We start from the raw sequence: 15,950 nt of genomic DNA on the forward strand, positions 1-15,950 counted from the left end.
CGTCGCTAAGTATGAACGTCGCGATCACGGGTGGCCACGTCGTCCCGGTGTCCGGGGAGCCCATCGAGAACGGGACCGTGCTGGTCCAGGACGGCAAGATCGTCGCGGTCGGCGCGGACGTCACCGTCCCGGACGGCGTGCCGGTCGTGGACGCGGCGGGCGGCTGGGTGCTGCCCGGCTTCGTGGAGGCCCACGGCCACCTCGGCGTGCACGAGGAGGGCGAGGGCTGGGCCGGCCAGGACACCAACGAGATGACCGACCCCAACGGCGCGCGGCTCAAGGCGCTCGACGCCATCAACCCGGCCGACATCGGGTTCGCCGACGCGCTGTCCGGCGGCGTCACCACGGCCGTGATCAAGCCCGGCTCCGGCAACGTGATCGGCGGGCAGACCGTCGCGGTGAAGTGCTGGGGCCGCACCGTGGACGAGATGCTGCTGCGCGACCCGGTGAGCGTCAAGAGCGCGCTCGGCGAGAACCCCAAGCGGGTCTACGGCGACCAGAAGAAGCTGCCCTCCACCCGGCAGGGCGTCGCCGCCGTCATCCGCGACGCCTTCACCAAGGCCCAGGACTACGCGGCCAGGAAGGCCGCCGCCGAGGGCCTGTTCGACCGGGACAACACCATGGAGGTGCTGACCAAGGTCCTCGACGGCACGCTGCCGTGGTGCCAGCACTGCCACCGCGCCGACGACATCGCCACCGCGCTGCGCCTGGCCGACGAGTTCGGCTACCGGCTCGTGGTCAACCACGGCACCGAGGGCCACCTGATCGCGGACCTGTTGGCGGACAAGAACATCCCGGTCGTCGTCGGCCCGCTGTTCACCACCCGCTCGAAGGTCGAGCTGCGGCAGCGCACGCTGCGCACGCCGGGCGTGCTGGCCCGCGCCGGCGTCGAGATCGCCATCACCACCGACCACCCGGTGGTGCCGATCAACTTCCTGGTGCACCAGGCGACCCTGGCCGTGAAAGAGGGGCTCGACCGGGACGTCGCGCTCCGGTCGATCACCACCAACCCGGCCCGGATGATGGGGCTCGACGACCGGGTCGGCTCGCTGGCGCCCGGCCTCGACGGCGACGTGGTGATCTGGTCCGGCGACCCGCTGGACGTGATGAGCCGCGCGCTGCGGGTGTTCGTCGAAGGGCGCGAGGTGTACCGGTTCGAGGACGGCGAAGGCGTCGTGGCGAGCCCGTACCGGACGCGCTAACCGACGCCTCGGACCGCCCTCGACCTCCTGCGCGTCGTAGGGGGCCCTACGCGTCCCCGGGGTCCTCGGGGTCCTCGCTGTCCGCCAGGCCCTCGACCTGGATCGGGGTGTGGCGGTCGAACGAGACCGCCAGCCCGTACGGCTCGCAGATCGGGAACCCGCCCTCGGCGAAGCGCAGCAGCCAGCCGTCGGAGTAGAAGTTGAACTGCGGGTCGCCCAGCGGGAAGGTCGCCGCGTCGAACTCGCGGTGCGGTCCGGCGTCCTCCCACTCGAAGAACGCCGGGTCCTCCAGCAGCCGGGCGTGCGCGAAGCGGAGCGCCGCCTCGATGTGCGCGTCGACGTCGGCCAGCACGGCGGCCACGAACTCCAGGTCCGCGCCGGCCGGGTCGTCGGTGCCTTCGAGCATGATGTGCGCGTCGACCGGCGCGCCGTACAGCGCGCTGCGCGGGGGTTCGAGCACGGTCCACATCGACAGGTCGTCGGGGCCGTGCTGGTGGTGCAGGGGGCCGATGCCGGGGAGGGGTGCGGTCACCGGGCCATCCTGCCGCACGTCACCGGCGCAGTTCGCGGCCGATCACCACGCGCTGGATCTGGTTGGTGCCCTCGAAGATCTGCAACACCTTGGCCTCGCGCATGTACCGCTCCACCGGGAAGTCGCGGGTGTAGCCCGCGCCGCCGAGCACCTGCACGGCGTCCGTGGTGACCTTCATGGCCGCGTCCGTGCACACCAGCTTCGCGATCGCCGCCTGCCGGGTGAACGGCAGCCCCCGGTCCCGGCGGCGGGCCGCCGCCAGGTAGGTGGCGCGCGCCGACTCGACCGCCGCCGCCATGTCGGCCAGCAGGAACTCCAAGCCCTGGAAGTCGATGATCGCGCGGCCGAACTGGGTGCGGTGCTTCGCGTACGCCACGGCCTCGTCCAGCGCCGCCTGCGCCAGGCCCACCGCGCAGGCCGCGATCCCGAGCCGGCCGGAGTCCAGGGCGGACAGCGCGATCTTCAGCCCGTCGCCCTCCTCGCCGATCAGCCGGTCGGCGTCGACCCGCACGTCCTCGAACCGGAGCTGCGCGGTGACCGACCCGGTCAGCCCCATCTTGCGCTCCGCCGGCGCGGCGTCGAGCCCCTCGACGTGACCGGGCGCGAGCAGGCAGCTGATGCCCTTGCTGCCGGAGTCCTGCGTGCGGGCCATGAGCGTGTAGAAGTCCGCCACGCCGGCGTGCGTGATCCACGCCTTGGTGCCGTTGACGACGTACTGCTCGCCGGTGCGCACGGCGCGGGTGGACAGCGCGCCCGCGTCGGAGCCCGCGTGCGACTCGGAGAGCGCGTAGCCGCCGAGCAGGTCGCCGTCGAGGATGTCCGGGAGCCAGCGCTGCTTCTGCTCCTGCGTGCCGAACGTCGCCAGCGCGTAGCTCGACATCACGTGCACGGAAAGCCCGACCCCGACCGACATCCACGCCGACGCGATCTCCTCCAGCGCCTGCAGGTAGACCTCGTAGGGCTGTGCGCCGCCGCCGAACTCCTCCGGGTAGGGCAGGCCCAGCAGCCCGCTCTTGCCCAGCAGCCGGAACTTCTCGCGCGGGAAGCGCGCGTGCTCCTCGGCGTCGGCCGCGTGCGGCGCCAGTTCGTCCCGCGAGATCTCGCGGACCAGGGCGAGCAGGTCTTCGGCTTCGGTGGTGGGCAGCAGGCGCTCGGCGGGCATCTTCGACCTCCGCGACGTCGGTAGTACTCCGAACAGTACTGTAGGACGTACGCCAGTACTGTCACCAGGGAGTGTGACAGAGTCGTTTCCATGACCTCGATCGCGCGCAGACCCCTCACGCCCCGGCAGGTGGACCTGCTCGGCCGGTTGGAGACGCTCGTGCTCGCCGAGGGCTTCGCGCACTTCACGCTGGACGACCTCGCCGCACGCCTGCACTGCTCCAAATCGACCCTCTACGCGCTGGCGGCGAGCAAGGAACAACTCGCCGTACGAGTAGTCGGCCGGTACTTCAAGGGCGCGGCCCAGCGGATCGAGCAGCGGGTGTCGGAGATCAGGGACGTCCGGGCCCGGGTCGGGACCTACCTGGCCGGTGCCGCCGAAGAACTGCGCCGCGCGTCCGCGCAGTTCATCGCCGACGTGTCCGCATTCGCACCCACCCGGTCCACCTACGAGCGCAATGCCCGCGCGGCCGCCGAGCGAATCCGCTCGTTCATCCAGGAAGGCGTCAAGGAAGGCGTTTTCCGGGAAGTCCACGCGACACTCGTCGCGGAAATGGCCGGACTGCTCATCGAAGGCATCCAGACCGGCGTGCTGACCCGCCGCGCCGGCGTGACCGACGCGGAGGCGTTCACCGCGCTCGGTGAACTGCTGCTCGACGGGCTGCGCAGAGAACGGAGCCAGGCGTGATCGTCGTCGCCGGTGAGGCGCTGGTCGACCTCGTGCCCACCGCACAGGGCACGCTCGCACCCCGGCTGGGCGGCGGGCCGTACAACGTCGCCGTCGCCGCCGGGCGGCTCGACGCCCCCGTGGGCTTCCTGTCCCGGATCTCCACCGACCCGTTCGGCGACCGCCTGGTCGACCGGCTGCACGCCGCGAACGTGCGCACCGACCTCGTCCAGCGCGGGCCCGAACCGACCACGCTCGCCGTCGTCGGCCTGACCGACGACGGGTCCGCGCGGTACTCGTTCTACGTCGAGGGCACCGCCGACCGCCAGGTCACCGACCCCGGGCCACTGCCCGCCGACGTGCGCGCGGTGTCGTTCGGCACGCTGTCGCTGGTGCTCGAACCCGGCGCGAGCACGTACGAGCGGGTGCTGTGGCGCGAGGCCGAACGCGGCGCGCTCACCGTGCTGGACCCCAACATCCGCGCCGGCCTCATCCGCGACCCGCGCGCCTACCGCGACCGCTACGACTCGTGGCTGCCGCACGTCGGTCTGCTCAAGGTGTCCGTGGACGACGCCCGGTGGCTCGCCGAACTCCCCGAGGACGCGCCCGAAGCGCACGTGCTCGACGTCGTCCGGGACTGGCGCGGCGCGGGCCCCGCGGCCGTCGTGCTGACCCGGGGCGGCGACGGGCTCGCCGTGCTCACCGGAACCGGTGAGGTGATCAGCGTCCCACCCGCACCGGTGAACGTCGTTGACACGATCGGGGCGGGCGACACGGTCCAGGGATCGCTGCTCGCCTGGCTGGACGACCACGACGCGTTGTCCACCGGGGCCGTGCGCTCGATGGACGCCGGGCAATGGGCCGAAGCGCTCACCTTCGCCGGCGCCGCGGCCGCTATTACCTGCTCCCGGGCCGGAGCGGAACCGCCGTTCAAACGCGAGCTGGGGATGACCTAGCTCTCACCCCCGTTGAGGTGGAGAAACGCGGCAAAACGGCTACGGTGGGGGATGCACGCTAGCCTTCCGTGCATCCCTTGTGATGCCGGTCCCATCTCGCAGAATCGGTTCACGCCGCGGCTGTGGAGGCGGGTTGGCCGCCGACTAGCGTGGCACAACTGACAGGACCCCAACGGGGTGGTGCTGCGGTCCCGGACGCCTCGCGTCCGCGTGCCCGCGCGTGCGAGAACCCGCACGAGGCCACCCCGCCCTAGCGTGAGAGGGACTCTGAATGCCCGACGCGACGACTGCGCCGAACGACACCCGTACCGTCGCGCTGCGCCATCAGGGCGGAGAGCACGAGATGAAGGTAGTACCGGCCACCGAGGGTGCGCCCGGTATCGATCTCGGCAAGCTCCTGGCCAACACCGGCCTGGTCACCCTGGACAGCGGGTTCGTCAACACCGCGTCCTGCTCGTCCGAGATCACCTACATCGACGGTGACGCGGGCATCCTGCGCTACCGCGGCTACCCGATCGAACAGCTCGCCCAGCGCTCGAACTTCATCGAGGTCAGCTACCTGCTCATCTACGGCGAGCTGCCGACGCAGGCGCAACTGGACGAGTTCTCGTCCAAGATCAGCCGACACACCCTGCTGCACGAAGACCTGAAACGGTTCTTCGACGGCTTCCCGCGCGACGCGCACCCGATGCCGGTGCTGTCCTCCGCGGTGTCCGCGCTGTCCACGTTCTACCAGGACAGCCTCAGCCCGTTCGACGCCAACCAGGTGGAGATCTCCACGATCCGCCTGCTGGCGAAGGTGCCGACCATCGCGGCCTACGCGTACAAGAAGTCGGTCGGCCAGCCCTTCCTCTACCCGGACAACTCGCTGGGCCTGGTGGAGAACTTCCTGCGGATGACGTTCGGCTTCCCGGCCGAGCCCTACGACGTCGACCCGGACCTGGTCCGCGCGCTGGACCTGCTGTTCGTGCTGCACGCCGACCACGAGCAGAACTGCTCCACCTCCACCGTGCGCCTGGTGGGCTCGTCCGAGGCCAACCTGTTCGCCTCGATCTCCGCCGGCATCAACGCCCTGTTCGGCCCGCTGCACGGCGGCGCGAACAGCGCGGTGCTGGAGATGCTGGAGAAGATCAAGAACGAGGGCGGCGACGTCGCGTCGTTCGTGCGCAAGGTGAAGAACAAGGAAGACGGCGTCCGCCTGATGGGCTTCGGCCACCGGGTCTACAAGAACTACGACCCGCGCGCCGCGATCATCAAGAAGACCGCCGACGAGATCCTCGGCAAGCTCGGCGCCGACGACCAGCTGCTGGACATCGCCAAGAAGCTGGAGGAGACGGCGCTCGCCGACGACTACTTCATCGAGCGCAAGCTGTACCCGAACGTCGACTTCTACACCGGCCTGATCTACCGCGCGATGGGCTTCCCGACGAAGTTCTTCACCGTGCTGTTCGCCCTGGGCCGGCTGCCCGGCTGGATCGCCCACTGGCGCGAGATGATCAAGGACCCGGCCACCAAGATCGGCCGCCCGCGGCAGATCTACGTCGGTTCCCCGGAACGCGACTTCGTGCCGCTCGACCAGCGCTGACCCCCGTCGGCACCGGCTCCGTCGGCACCGGCTCCGCCGACTCCACCCCCGGCACCGCCGCCCTCGCCGACGACAGCTACAAGGCCCGTACCCCACAAGGGGTGCGGGCCTTCGTCTTCCCCCTTTCCCGCGTCTTCCCCTTCCCCGCGCCGCAACCCTCGCCCGGTTCCCTCCTCTCGCCTGCTCGTCCACCTTTCCCTTCTCGGCGGTCATCCAGGTGATCGGGTGTCTCCGTCGGTCGGGTGTCTCCGTCGTACGGGTGGTCGAGGCGGTTGGCTCTCTGTCGTGCAGTGCGCGTCGGGCGCTCCTAGGGTTCCGGGTGTGGATTCCTCGACCGTCGTCTGGTTCCGGCGTGACCTGCGGGTGGACGACCACCCGGCGTTGCTGGCCGCCGCCGAACGTGCCAAGAACGGCCTGGCCCTCTACGTCCTGGACCCCCGGTTGCTGTCGGTCGCCGGGCAGCCCCGGGTGCGGTTCATGTTCCGCTGCCTGCGGGCGCTGGACGCGAAGCTGGGCGGGCGGCTCATGGTGGTGTCCGGGGACCCGGTCGACGTGGTGCCGGAAGTGGCGCGATCCGTTGGGGCGTCGACGGTCCACGTGTCGGCGGACGCCGGGCCGTACGGGCGGGAGCGGGACGCGGCCGTGGAGCGGAAGGTCGAACTGGTCCGCGCCGGGTCGCCGTACGCGGTGACGCCCGGTCGGGTGGTGAAGCCGGACGGGACGCCGTACCGCGTGTTCACGCCGTTCTCCAAGGTGTGGCGGGAACACGGGTGGCGCAAGCCGGCGGACACCGACGAGTCCACTGTGGACTGGCTGGAGCCGGCGGAGTCCGAGGAACTGCCGGACGTCGAGCCGTTGGCGGACTTCTACCCGGAGTGGGAGAAGTTCCGCGACGAGCGCCTGCCGGACTACGACCGCGACCGCAACCGGCCGGACCTGGACCGCACCAGCCGGATGTCGGCGTACCTGAGGTGGGGCGTCGTGCACCCGCGCACCCTGCTGGCGGAACTGGGCGACGACGAGGGCGCGCGGGCGTACCGCAACGAGTTGGCGTGGCGGGACTTCTACGCCGACGTCCTGTGGCACCACCCGGAATCGGCCCGCCAGAACCTGGACCGCAAGTTCGACGCGATGGAACTGGACCACGACCGCGAGCGGTTCGAGGCGTGGTGCGCGGGGAAGACCGGCTACCCGTTCGTGGACGCGGGGATGCGCCAACTCCTGGCGGAGGGCTGGATGCACAACCGGGTGCGGATGGTGGTGGCGAGCTTCCTGGTGAAGGACCTGCACCTGCCGTGGTGGTGGGGTGCGCGGCACTTCATGAAACACCTGGTGGACGGCGACCTGGCGTCGAACCAGCACGGCTGGCAGTGGGCGGCGGGGACGGGAACCGACGCGGCCCCGTACTTCCGGGTGTTCAACCCGGTGACCCAGGGCGAGAAGTTCGACCCGGACGGCGAGTACGTGCGGCGGTACGTGCCGGAGCTGAGGGACGTGAAGGGACGTGCGGTGCACAAGCCACACGACCCGATCGTGGATCACGCGCACGAACGCGAAGTCGCGCTGGCCCGGTACGCTGCGATCAAGTCGTGAGGACAGTCCGCCGGTAGGTGCGACGGCCCCGCCTGGCAGACCGCCGGTTCTGGCGCGGAGCAGCAGACGTCAGCCGATGGACGTAGACGCCGAGCACCAGCCGTCACACGACAGGGTGGGAAACCCCACAAAACGTACGGTAACACTGTTCCCGTCACTCGGTTTGTATACCGACGCCTCGAACCCCACCGGACCGAACACCACGACCCCCACCCACCCCCGACGGCCCCCCACCACGACCAAGATCCCACCCCCAACGCCCACCGCCACCCACGACGACCCGCCACCCACGACGACCCCGCCACCCGGCCGCCCACGCGCGCGGCACCGGCGCGCGGCATCGCCCGCCCAGCGCCGCGCCCGGCACGCGCACTGCCCCGCCCAGCCGGCATCCGCCACCGCCCGCACGGCCCGACCGGCACCGGTCGCAGCGGCGAGCACTGCCCGCGATCGCCGCGCGCGGCACCGGCTGGCAGCGGCGAGCACTGCCCGCACCGGTGGGCATCGGTCGCATCGGCGAGCACTGGTCCGCAGCGGCTGGCATCAGCCAGCACTGTCCGCGCTGGCGGGCGTTGGCGGGCGCTGGCACTGGCGGGCGCTGGCACTGGCGGGAACTGGTGGGCGCTGGTGGGCGTGGGCGCTGGTGGGCGCTGGTGGGCAGAGCCTGGGCCGGTGTCCTTGGCTTCGCGCGCTGCGTTTGATATCCGGCTCCCGGCGCAAGGCATCCGGCCTTCGCCGGCAGCGAGTCCGGCGCGGAAGGTTCCGCAGCGCCGCTCGTAACGGGCTCCGGCTCACGCGGAAGGTCCGCAGTGCGACTCGCGTCGAAGGTCCGCAGTGCGACCCGCGCCGAGGGCAGCGTGCGGCTGGGGGCAGCGGGCGGGGGCAGCGTGCGGGCCTGGAGCTGGGGCTGGGGCTGGGGCTGGCCGAGATTTCGTTGTGGCGTCGGATGGTGTGTGGCGTCGGGCGCGGTGGTTCGGGGTGTGGGCTAGCGCAGGACGTCGCGGAGTTTGACCCGGGAACCGGTGTGGAGGACGGCGTTCGAGTAGACCTTGCCGCCCAGCCAGGTGATCGCCGCCACCGCGCCGATCGCCAGGACCACCGCCACCGCCACCTGCCAGAGGGGGGCGACTCCCATCGCCATTCGGCCCGGCATCAGGATCGGGGCGAATGGGGGGAGCATCGACAGGATCGCCACGAGGGTGCTCGAACCGTCCTGGATCATCAGGTTGATGCCGACCACGAACACGACCACGATCACCATGCTGATCGGTGCCATCACCGACTGCAGTTCCTCCTGGCGCGGCACCAGGGACGCCGCCGCCGCGTACACCGTCGCGTACAGGAAGAAGCCGAGCAGGTACCACAGAACGCCTACGGCCAGGGCTCCGCTCGCCAAGCCCGTCACGTCCACCAGACCCGTCGCCGACGACACCGCCACGCCGATCCCGCCGATGATCAGCAGCTGCAGCAACCCGACCAGGCCCAGCCCCACCACCTTGCCCAGCAGCAGCTGCCACGGGCGGAGGGTGGACAAGAGGATCTCCACCACGCGGCTGGACTTTTCCTCCACCACGCCCTGCGCGACCATCGTCCCGTACACCAGCAGCGAGTAGTACAGCAGCGCCGCGATCACCAGGCCGATCACCATCCGCTGCCCGCGCTGGGAATCGCCCGGTTCCAGCGCCACCACGTCGACCTTCGCCGCGTCGACGGTGCGGGCCACGCTCACCGGGTCCAGGCCGGCTTCCGCCAGTTGGGCGTTGAGCACCTGCTGCTTGACGATCAGGTCGATCGAGTTGCGCAGCGCGTCGTTCAACCGCTCCTTCACCACGACCCGCAGCGCGTCCGGCGCGCCGGTCACCAGCACGTCCACCTCGCCCGCCCGCACCCGCTGCTCGGCCGCCGCCGCGTCGGTCGCGTCCACGACCTCGATCTCGCGGCCGAACGACTCGGCGGTCCGCTTCAGCGGTTCGGCCAGCAGGGTCGCCTGGCCTGCCAGGGCCACGGTGTCGCGTTCGGACCGGTCGATCAGCACCGTCTGGAACAGCGCGTAGCCCGCCATCACGGCGATGATCGCCAGCGTCCCGATGACGAACGACTTGGCGCGCACCTTGGTCAGGAACTCCCGGCGGGCGACCAGGAACACCGCCCGCCTCGGGGTCAGGCTGCTCATGCCACGCGCTCCTCGGTCACCACGCTGCGGAACAGTTCGGTCAGCGACGGTCGTCTGCGGGTGAACTCGTGCACCGGTCCGGTGGCCAGCGCGGCGTGCAGCACCGCCTGGTCGTCCGCGCCCGGCGCGAGGTCCAGCACCGTGCGGGTGCCCTCGACCTCGACCACCCGCACGCCGGGCACGTCGGCGGCCCAGCCGGGTTGCGCCGCCGGCGCGTCCACGACCAGTTGCACCGCCCCTCCGGCGCGCAGCTCGTCGACCGTGCCGCACGCGACCATCGAGCCGCTGCGCACGATGCCGACCCGGTCGCACAGCCGCTCCACCAGGTCGAGCTGGTGGCTGGAGAACACCACGGGCACGCCCGCCGACGCCTTCTCCCGCAGCACCTGGCTCATCACGTCCACCGCGACCGGGTCCAGGCCCGAGAACGGCTCGTCCAGCACCAGCACGTCCGGTTCGTGCACCAGCGCCGCGGCGAGCTGGACGCGCTGCTGGTTGCCCAGGCTGAGCTTCTGCACCTCGTCGCCGCGCCGGTCGCGCAGGCCGAGCCGGGCGATCCAGTTCTCCGCCGAGCGGTGCGCGTCGTTGGTGGTCACGCCGTGCAGCTCGGCCAGGTACACGAGCTGTTCGAGCACCTTCATCTTCGGGTACAGCCCGCGCTCCTCGGGCATGTAGCCGATGCGCCGGCGGGTCTCCAGGGTGATCGGCGCGCCGTTCCAGCGCACCTCGCCCGAGTCGGCCGCGAGCACCCCGAGGGCGATCCGCATGGTCGTGGTCTTGCCCGCGCCGTTGCTGCCGACGAACCCGAACAGCTCGCCCGCCCGCACCTCGAACGCCATGTCGCGCAACGCGACGACCTCGCCGTAGCGCTTGGAGATCCGGTCGACCTCCAGCACGCCCTGAGCCACGGTCGTTCCCTCCTGTCGCCTCACCCGCGCGGACCGCCGCCGTCAGCCGCGGTAGAACTGGGCCGACAGCGGCTCGAACGGCTGCCGGCTGAACACCGCCTCCACCGGCAGCCCGAACACCTCGCAGATCCGCATCGCCAGGTCCAGGCTGGGGTAGTGGTCCCCCCGCTCCAGCGCGCCGATCGTCTGCGGGTTGACCTCCACCGCCTGTGCCAACCCCACTCTGCTCATACCCCGCTCGACCCGCAGCACCTGGATCCGGTTGTGGATCCGCTGCTCGGGCCCCCGGCGTGCCGGACTCATGTTACGAAGTGTTGCGAAAACCCAACAGAACGGCAAGTAAACATTTCACACAATGAGCCGAACGGCGGTATCCACGCCCGGCTCGCCCGGAAATCACGTTTCGATGAAACGATACGCAGCCGGGAACCGAATCGAACGTCGACCGGTCGAATGTGCGTCGTGGGCCGCAAAGCCCCGTTGCCTGGAGGGGTGACTCTATGGAGCCGAAGGAGCCGGACGAGTGGCTCGCGCAGTACGGCCAGAAGATCGAGCAGGCCAAGCAGAACGCCGAGCAGGCGAAGAACTCGCTCGGTGAGGTCGGTGGCAGCGCCACGTCCTCGGACGGCCTGATCACCGTCACGGTCAACGCGTCCGGCGCGGTGACCAACCTGATCCTGCGGCCCGCGCTGCGGGGGGAGGACCCGGAGCGGATCTCCGGGGCGATCATGACGGCCATCGGCCAGGCGCAGCGCGCCGCGGCCGGCCAGGTCGTGCAGATCATGACCGACTTCGTCGGGGACGGCCCGGCGCTGGACTTCGTCAAGGCGAACATGCCCAACGGCTATTCGGGTGACGGAACCGACCTGGTGGAACCGGAGCCGGAGATCCAGCGTCGAGACACCAGGCCCGACGACGATTACTTCACCAACCCACCAGACGTGATGGCCTGAGCAGGGGGTAGATGTCCATGTTCGTGTCGTTCCACGTGAGCCCGGAGGAGATCCGGGCGCACGCCGGCACGGTCGACCAGTTGACGCAGCGGATGCTCTCGGCGACCAACACCGCCGACCCGTCGCTGTCGACCGACGCGTTCGGCGCGTTCGCGTCGTTCCTGGCCTCCTTCCTGCTCAAGACCGCCGGCGTCTCGCAGGACATCCTCGGCCAGGCCACCGAGACCATCGCCGACATGGCCCAGGGGCTCAAGGAGGTCGCCGACCTCTACGAGAACGTCGACCTGGACAACGCGTTCGGGTTCACCGGAAAGGCGCGCGGATGAGCACGCAGGCGAGCACTCAGGGGCGTGACCCGTCCTTCCTGATCACCGACGTGCAGGGGACCGTCTCGGCGGTCGAGCGCGGTGACTGGGTGCAGGCGGGCCTGGGCGTGGCGAACACGGCCATGAGCATCGTCGGCCTGTCCACGAACCCGCTGTCCGGCCTGCTGTCGGCGGGTTTCAGCTGGGCCATGCAGCACGTCAGCTTCCTCAAGGAGCCGTTCGACGCGCTGCTGGGCAGCCCGGAGTCGATCCAGAAGATGTCCGACAGCTGGGCCTCGGCGGCCAAGCAGATCGAGGGCATCGTCGCGGACTACCGGCGCACCTCCGAGCAGGAGACCAAGAACTGGAAGGGCCGCTCGGCCGACGGCTACCGCGAGGCGAGCAAGAAGCACGCCGGCGGGCTGGAGACGCTGGCCAAGGCCGTGAAGGGCATCTCCGGCGCGGCCAAGGGCGCGGGCGAGCTGGTCGCGACGGTCCGCAAGACCATCATGGACCTGATCGGCCAGGCCGTGCAGGACATGGTCATGAAGATCATCCAGTGGCTGGCGGCCTCGTTCCTGACCTTCGGCGCGGCCATCGCGGCGGCGATCTCGGACATCGTGACGATGGCCGTGAACTACGCCAAGAAGCTGATGGACTTCCTCAAGAAGCTCGGCGAGTCGCTCAAGAAGCTGATCGACCTGGTGAAGTCGGTGCAGTCGATCGCCTCGACCGCCAAGCAGATCCTCCAGGCGATCACCTCCATGACGCACGCCAACAAGGGCGGTTCGGGCGGCGCGGGTCCGCGCAACTCGGCCGGTGGCCTGGGGCTCACCCAGGACCAGTTGGCGAACATGGACCGCAACGCGCGCGACCGGTACACGCCGGGCAGCGGCGCGAGCGGCGGTGGCGGCAACACCGGCACCAGCGGCTCCCCGAACGCGGGCCCGGTGGTCAGCCGACCGCCGACGCCCGCCGGCAGCGGTGTCGGCACGGACGGCGGCCCCTACCCCGGTGGCACGTACCCGGGCGGCGCCGCGGGTGGTCCCGTGGTGAGCCGGCCGCCGACGCCGGGCGGGAGCAGCGGTGGCAGCGGCGGTTCGGGCAGCGGTGGCGCGGGCACGGGCGGCCACTGGGAGCCGGGCCGGTGGGTGCCGGCCGGTGGCGGGTCCTCGCAGCTTCCGCCGAAGGTCGCGCCGATCACGTACCCGGCGGCCTCTCGTGACACCACGCACGCGACCGGCACGACGGGCACCACCCCGTCGATCCCGACCGTGCGGCCGTTCACCTCGACCGACCTGCCGCACTCCGCGGGTGGCGGTGCGGGTGGCGGCGTCGGTGGTGGCGGTGGCGGTGGCTTCGCCGGTGGCGGTGGCGGTTTCGCGGGCGGCGGCGGTGCCGGTGCCGGCGGCGCGGGTGCCGGCCAGACGCTCCAGGCGGGCGGCGCGTCCGGTGTGCTGGCGGCGGGCACGGGCGCGGCGGGTGCCGCGGGCGGCGGCGTCGGCGGTGCCGGCGGCGCGGGTCGCGGTCCGGGCGGCGGCATGGGCGCCGGCGGCATGATGGCCCCGATGGCCGGTGCGCCCGGCCAGGGCGACGGCAAGGACCACCAGCGCAAGGTCCGGCTGGAGGGCGAGCCGCTGATCGAGGAGCCGCCCAAGGCGGCGAAGCCGATCATCGGCGAGTGACGCGGTAAGGACGAAGGGGGCCTCCTGTGCGGGAGGCCCCTTTCGCTTGTGCCACAGGGGTTTGACGCCGTGGGTCGACGTGCGCGTGTCGATGTGCGTGGGTCGACGTGTCGTGAGCTGGTGTGTTGAGGTCTGCCGGGGTGGTCAGGCCAGGGCGGCGAGTTCGTCGGCGACGACTTGGCGGGCCTCGGCCTCGCGGGCCCGGCGTTCGGCGGGCACCAGGCCGATGCGGGTGCGCCGGTCCAGCACGTCGTCGGCGTCCAGCGCGCCCTCGTGCCGCACGGCCCAGGCGAACTCGCCGATCTCGGCGACCCGGCACGCCTCCGAGCCGTACCGCGCGACCAGGTCCGCCGGACCCGCCGCCTGTCCGGAACCCACCAGCGGCCCGGAACCCACCGAAGGCCCGGAACCCATCAGCGGCCCGGAACCCACCAGGGGCAACGATTTCGTGCGCGACTTGGCGGCGGTGAGGCCGGTCGCGTCCACCGCGTCGGCCGCCATCCGCCGGTAGGTGGTCAGCTTGCCGCCGACGACCGTGGTGACGCCGCCCTCGGTGAGCACGGTGTGCCGGCGGGACAGGTCGGCGCTCGGCCCGTCGCCGGTGTCCAGCAGCGGGCGCAGGCCGGCGTAGCTGCCCAGCACGTCCGCCGGCGTCAACTTCCGCTCCAGCACCGAGGAAGCGACGTCGAGCAGGAAGTCCACATCGGACTGCGGGACCTCCGGGACGTCCGGGATGGGGCCGTCCACCGGTTCGTCGGTCAGCCCGACGTAGACGCGGCCGTCGTGCTGCGGCAGGACCAGCGCGTACCGGTTGCGCTCGGTCGGCACGGGCACGGTCAGCGCCGTGCGCCCGACGCCGAGCGCGCCCGCGTCCAGCACCAGGTGCGAACCCCGTGACGGGCGCAGCTTCACGTCCACCAGCCGCCCGGCCCACACGCCGGCCGCGTTCACCACGGCGTTGGCCCGGATGGTCAGGGACTCGCCGGTCAGGCCGTCCACGACGTGCGCGGTCCGCCCGTCCAGGCGGGTCACCTCGGCCCTGGTGATGATCCGCGCGCCGAGCCCGGCGGCGGTGCGGGCCAGGGCGACGACCAGGCGGGCGTCGTCCACCAGCTGCCCGTCGAAGCTGAGCAGCCCGCCACGCAGGCCCGCGCGGCGCAGGCCGGGCGCGAGTGCCAGGGCTTCGGCGGCCGGCACCCGGCGCGGGCCGGGCAGCACCTGTGACGGCGTGCCCGCGAGCCGGCGCAGCACGTCGCCCGCGTGCAGCCCGGCCAGCACCAGCGGGTCGTTGGCCTTGTCGTGCAACGGGACCAGTTGCGGCAGGGCGCGGACCAGGTGCGGCGCGGTGCGGGTCATCAGCACGCCGCGCTCCACCGCGCTCTCGAACGCCAGCCCCACCTCGCCCCGCGCGAGGTAGCGCAGGCCGCCGTGGACCAGCTTGCTGGACCAGCGGGACGTGCCGAACGCCAGGTCGTGCGCCTCCACCAGGCACACGTCCAGGCCGCGCGCGGCGGCGTCCAGCGCGACTCCCGCGCCGGTCACCCCGCCGCCGACGACCAGCAGGTCCACCGTCCGCTCGGCCACCTCGGCGAGGTCCCGGCGGCGGCGCGCGGCGTCGAGCGAGGTGCTCGCCTGGGGCGTGCTCACGACAGGGCCGCGTCGAGGAAGACCGCCAGTTCGGCGAGCAGCGCCTCGAAGTCCAGGTCGGTGGTGGCCGGGCGGATCGAGAGCACCAGGGACTGCGTGGTCAGCAGGACCAGGCGGGCCTGGGCGGCGGCGTCGCCGGGCCGGATCGACCCGTCGGCGTGGCCCGCCTCGACCTGGGCGCGCAGGAACGCCTCGACCAGCAGCTGCGTGCTGCCCAGGCGCTGCACCAGGTAGGGCAGCATCAGTTCGGCGTCGAGGTCGAGCACGCGGCGCATCAGCGGGTCGGCGGCGAGCAGCCGGATGCCCGCGACAGCCCGGCCGACCAGGCACTCGCGGGCGTTCGCGCCGTCCGGGCCGGGCTCTTCCACGCGCCGCAGCAGCGCGCCGAACTCCCTGGTCATCAAGGTTCTGACCAGGGTTCGGACGTCCGGGAACCGGCGGTAGAGGGTCATCCGGCTCACGCCGGCGCGTTTGGCGATGTCCGTCAGCGTGGTGCGGCGGACACCGACCTCGACCACGCAGTCGCGGGCCGCGTCGAGGAGCGCGTCATCACTGTGACGTTGGGGCGTCATGTGTCACACTG

Annotated in this window: 15 protein-coding genes; 8 read left to right on the forward strand and 7 right to left on the reverse strand. The window is 71.6% G+C overall.

The features are described 5' to 3' along the window. Nucleotides 1-11 precede the first annotated feature (11 nt). A complete protein-coding gene (locus BN6_RS02785) occupies nucleotides 12-1,202 on the forward strand; it encodes an amidohydrolase (protein WP_015098009.1) in 1,191 nt (396 codons plus the stop codon). Nucleotides 1,203-1,248: 46 nt separating this feature from the next. Here BN6_RS02785 and BN6_RS02790 read toward each other — a convergent pair whose 3' ends face one another. Together BN6_RS02790 and BN6_RS02795 are read right to left on the reverse strand one after the other, a co-directional pair. Continuing rightward, nucleotides 1,249-1,734: a hypothetical protein gene (locus BN6_RS02790; protein WP_015098010.1), complete on the reverse strand. Its 486-nt coding sequence runs from the start codon at nucleotides 1,732-1,734 to the stop codon at nucleotides 1,249-1,251. A 19-nt stretch (nucleotides 1,735-1,753) separates the two neighbouring features. After that, a complete protein-coding gene (locus BN6_RS02795; RefSeq protein ID WP_015098011.1) occupies nucleotides 1,754-2,896 on the reverse strand; it encodes an acyl-CoA dehydrogenase family protein in 1,143 nt (380 codons plus the stop codon). Between the two features lie 90 nt (nucleotides 2,897-2,986). Between BN6_RS02795 and BN6_RS02800 the strand changes: the two genes are divergently transcribed. The 4 genes from BN6_RS02800 (at nucleotide 2,987) to BN6_RS02815 (ending at nucleotide 7,696) form a co-directional block, all read left to right on the forward strand. Beyond that, complete coding sequence (locus BN6_RS02800; protein ID WP_015098012.1) at nucleotides 2,987-3,583, forward strand: TetR/AcrR family transcriptional regulator; 597 nt, start codon at nucleotides 2,987-2,989, stop codon at nucleotides 3,581-3,583. Then, nucleotides 3,580-4,518 carry a carbohydrate kinase family protein gene (locus tag BN6_RS02805; RefSeq protein ID WP_015098013.1) on the forward strand — a complete coding sequence of 313 codons (939 nt, stop codon included), beginning with the start codon at nucleotides 3,580-3,582 and terminating at the stop codon, nucleotides 4,516-4,518. Before BN6_RS02800 ends, BN6_RS02805 begins: the two co-directional genes overlap by 4 nt. A 271-nt stretch (nucleotides 4,519-4,789) precedes the next feature. Further along, on the forward strand, nucleotides 4,790-6,103 hold the full coding sequence (locus BN6_RS02810) for a citrate synthase (RefSeq protein ID WP_015098014.1): 1,314 nt from the start codon (nucleotides 4,790-4,792) through the stop codon (nucleotides 6,101-6,103). 321 nt (nucleotides 6,104-6,424) lie between these two features. Further along, entirely contained in the window at nucleotides 6,425-7,696 is a 1,272-nt protein-coding gene (locus tag BN6_RS02815; protein WP_041311750.1) for a cryptochrome/photolyase family protein, read from the forward strand. A 985-nt stretch (nucleotides 7,697-8,681) separates the two neighbouring features. On the opposite strand, the gene BN6_RS02820 is transcribed toward BN6_RS02815, so the two are convergent. From BN6_RS02820 to BN6_RS02830, 3 genes are read right to left on the reverse strand one after another with little or no spacing between them, the layout of a single operon-like run. After that, entirely contained in the window at nucleotides 8,682-9,869 is a 1,188-nt protein-coding gene (locus BN6_RS02820) for an ABC transporter permease (RefSeq protein WP_015098016.1), read from the reverse strand. Beyond that, nucleotides 9,866-10,777, reverse strand: coding sequence for an ABC transporter ATP-binding protein (locus tag BN6_RS02825; protein ID WP_015098017.1), 912 nt, complete (start codon nucleotides 10,775-10,777; stop codon nucleotides 9,866-9,868). The genes BN6_RS02820 and BN6_RS02825 overlap by 4 nt, the downstream gene beginning before the upstream one ends. Nucleotides 10,778-10,819: 42 nt before the next feature. Then, a complete protein-coding gene (locus BN6_RS02830) occupies nucleotides 10,820-11,080 on the reverse strand; it encodes a helix-turn-helix transcriptional regulator (RefSeq protein WP_015098018.1) in 261 nt (86 codons plus the stop codon). A gap of 197 nt (nucleotides 11,081-11,277) precedes the next feature. On the opposite strand from BN6_RS02830, the gene BN6_RS02835 reads away from it, so the two are divergent. From BN6_RS02835 to BN6_RS02845, 3 genes are read left to right on the forward strand one after another with little or no spacing between them, the layout of a single operon-like run. Then, a complete protein-coding gene (locus BN6_RS02835; protein WP_015098019.1) occupies nucleotides 11,278-11,730 on the forward strand; it encodes a YbaB/EbfC family nucleoid-associated protein in 453 nt (150 codons plus the stop codon). 11 nt (nucleotides 11,731-11,741) lie between these two features. Continuing rightward, on the forward strand, nucleotides 11,742-12,056 hold the full coding sequence (locus BN6_RS02840) for a type VII secretion target (protein WP_015098020.1): 315 nt from the start codon (nucleotides 11,742-11,744) through the stop codon (nucleotides 12,054-12,056). Further along, entirely contained in the window at nucleotides 12,053-13,720 is a 1,668-nt protein-coding gene (locus tag BN6_RS02845) for a WXG100 family type VII secretion target (protein WP_015098021.1), read from the forward strand. The genes BN6_RS02840 and BN6_RS02845 overlap by 4 nt, the downstream gene beginning before the upstream one ends. Nucleotides 13,721-13,864: 144 nt before the next feature. On the opposite strand, the gene BN6_RS02850 is transcribed toward BN6_RS02845, so the two are convergent. Continuing rightward, a complete protein-coding gene (locus tag BN6_RS02850) occupies nucleotides 13,865-15,367 on the reverse strand; it encodes a glycerol-3-phosphate dehydrogenase/oxidase (protein WP_041311754.1) in 1,503 nt (500 codons plus the stop codon). Continuing rightward, nucleotides 15,364-15,939, reverse strand: coding sequence for a TetR/AcrR family transcriptional regulator (locus BN6_RS02855; RefSeq protein WP_015098023.1), 576 nt, complete (start codon nucleotides 15,937-15,939; stop codon nucleotides 15,364-15,366). The genes BN6_RS02850 and BN6_RS02855 overlap by 4 nt, the downstream gene beginning before the upstream one ends. Nucleotides 15,940-15,950: the final 11 nt, after the last annotated feature.

Source organism: Saccharothrix espanaensis DSM 44229 (assembly GCF_000328705.1).
Taxonomy (GTDB): domain Bacteria; phylum Actinomycetota; class Actinomycetes; order Mycobacteriales; family Pseudonocardiaceae; genus Actinosynnema; species Actinosynnema espanaense.

Bases quoted from the DNA above. Each gene is read 5' to 3' on its own strand.
- BN6_RS02810 (WP_015098014.1), top strand. From the start codon at position 4,790: ATGCCCGACGCGACGACTGCGCCGAACGACACCCGTACCGTCGCGCTG.
- BN6_RS02855 (WP_015098023.1), bottom strand. From the start codon at position 15,939: ATGACGCCCCAACGTCACAGTGATGACGCGCTCCTCGACGCGGCCCGC.
- BN6_RS02820 (WP_015098016.1), bottom strand. From the start codon at position 9,869: ATGAGCAGCCTGACCCCGAGGCGGGCGGTGTTCCTGGTCGCCCGCCGG.
- BN6_RS02845 (WP_015098021.1), top strand. From the start codon at position 12,053: ATGAGCACGCAGGCGAGCACTCAGGGGCGTGACCCGTCCTTCCTGATC.
- BN6_RS02835 (WP_015098019.1), top strand. From the start codon at position 11,278: ATGGAGCCGAAGGAGCCGGACGAGTGGCTCGCGCAGTACGGCCAGAAG.
- BN6_RS02785 (WP_015098009.1), top strand. From the start codon at position 12: ATGAACGTCGCGATCACGGGTGGCCACGTCGTCCCGGTGTCCGGGGAG.
- BN6_RS02830 (WP_015098018.1), bottom strand. From the start codon at position 11,080: ATGAGTCCGGCACGCCGGGGGCCCGAGCAGCGGATCCACAACCGGATC.
- BN6_RS02800 (WP_015098012.1), top strand. From the start codon at position 2,987: ATGACCTCGATCGCGCGCAGACCCCTCACGCCCCGGCAGGTGGACCTG.
- BN6_RS02840 (WP_015098020.1), top strand. From the start codon at position 11,742: ATGTCCATGTTCGTGTCGTTCCACGTGAGCCCGGAGGAGATCCGGGCG.
- BN6_RS02795 (WP_015098011.1), bottom strand. From the start codon at position 2,896: ATGCCCGCCGAGCGCCTGCTGCCCACCACCGAAGCCGAAGACCTGCTC.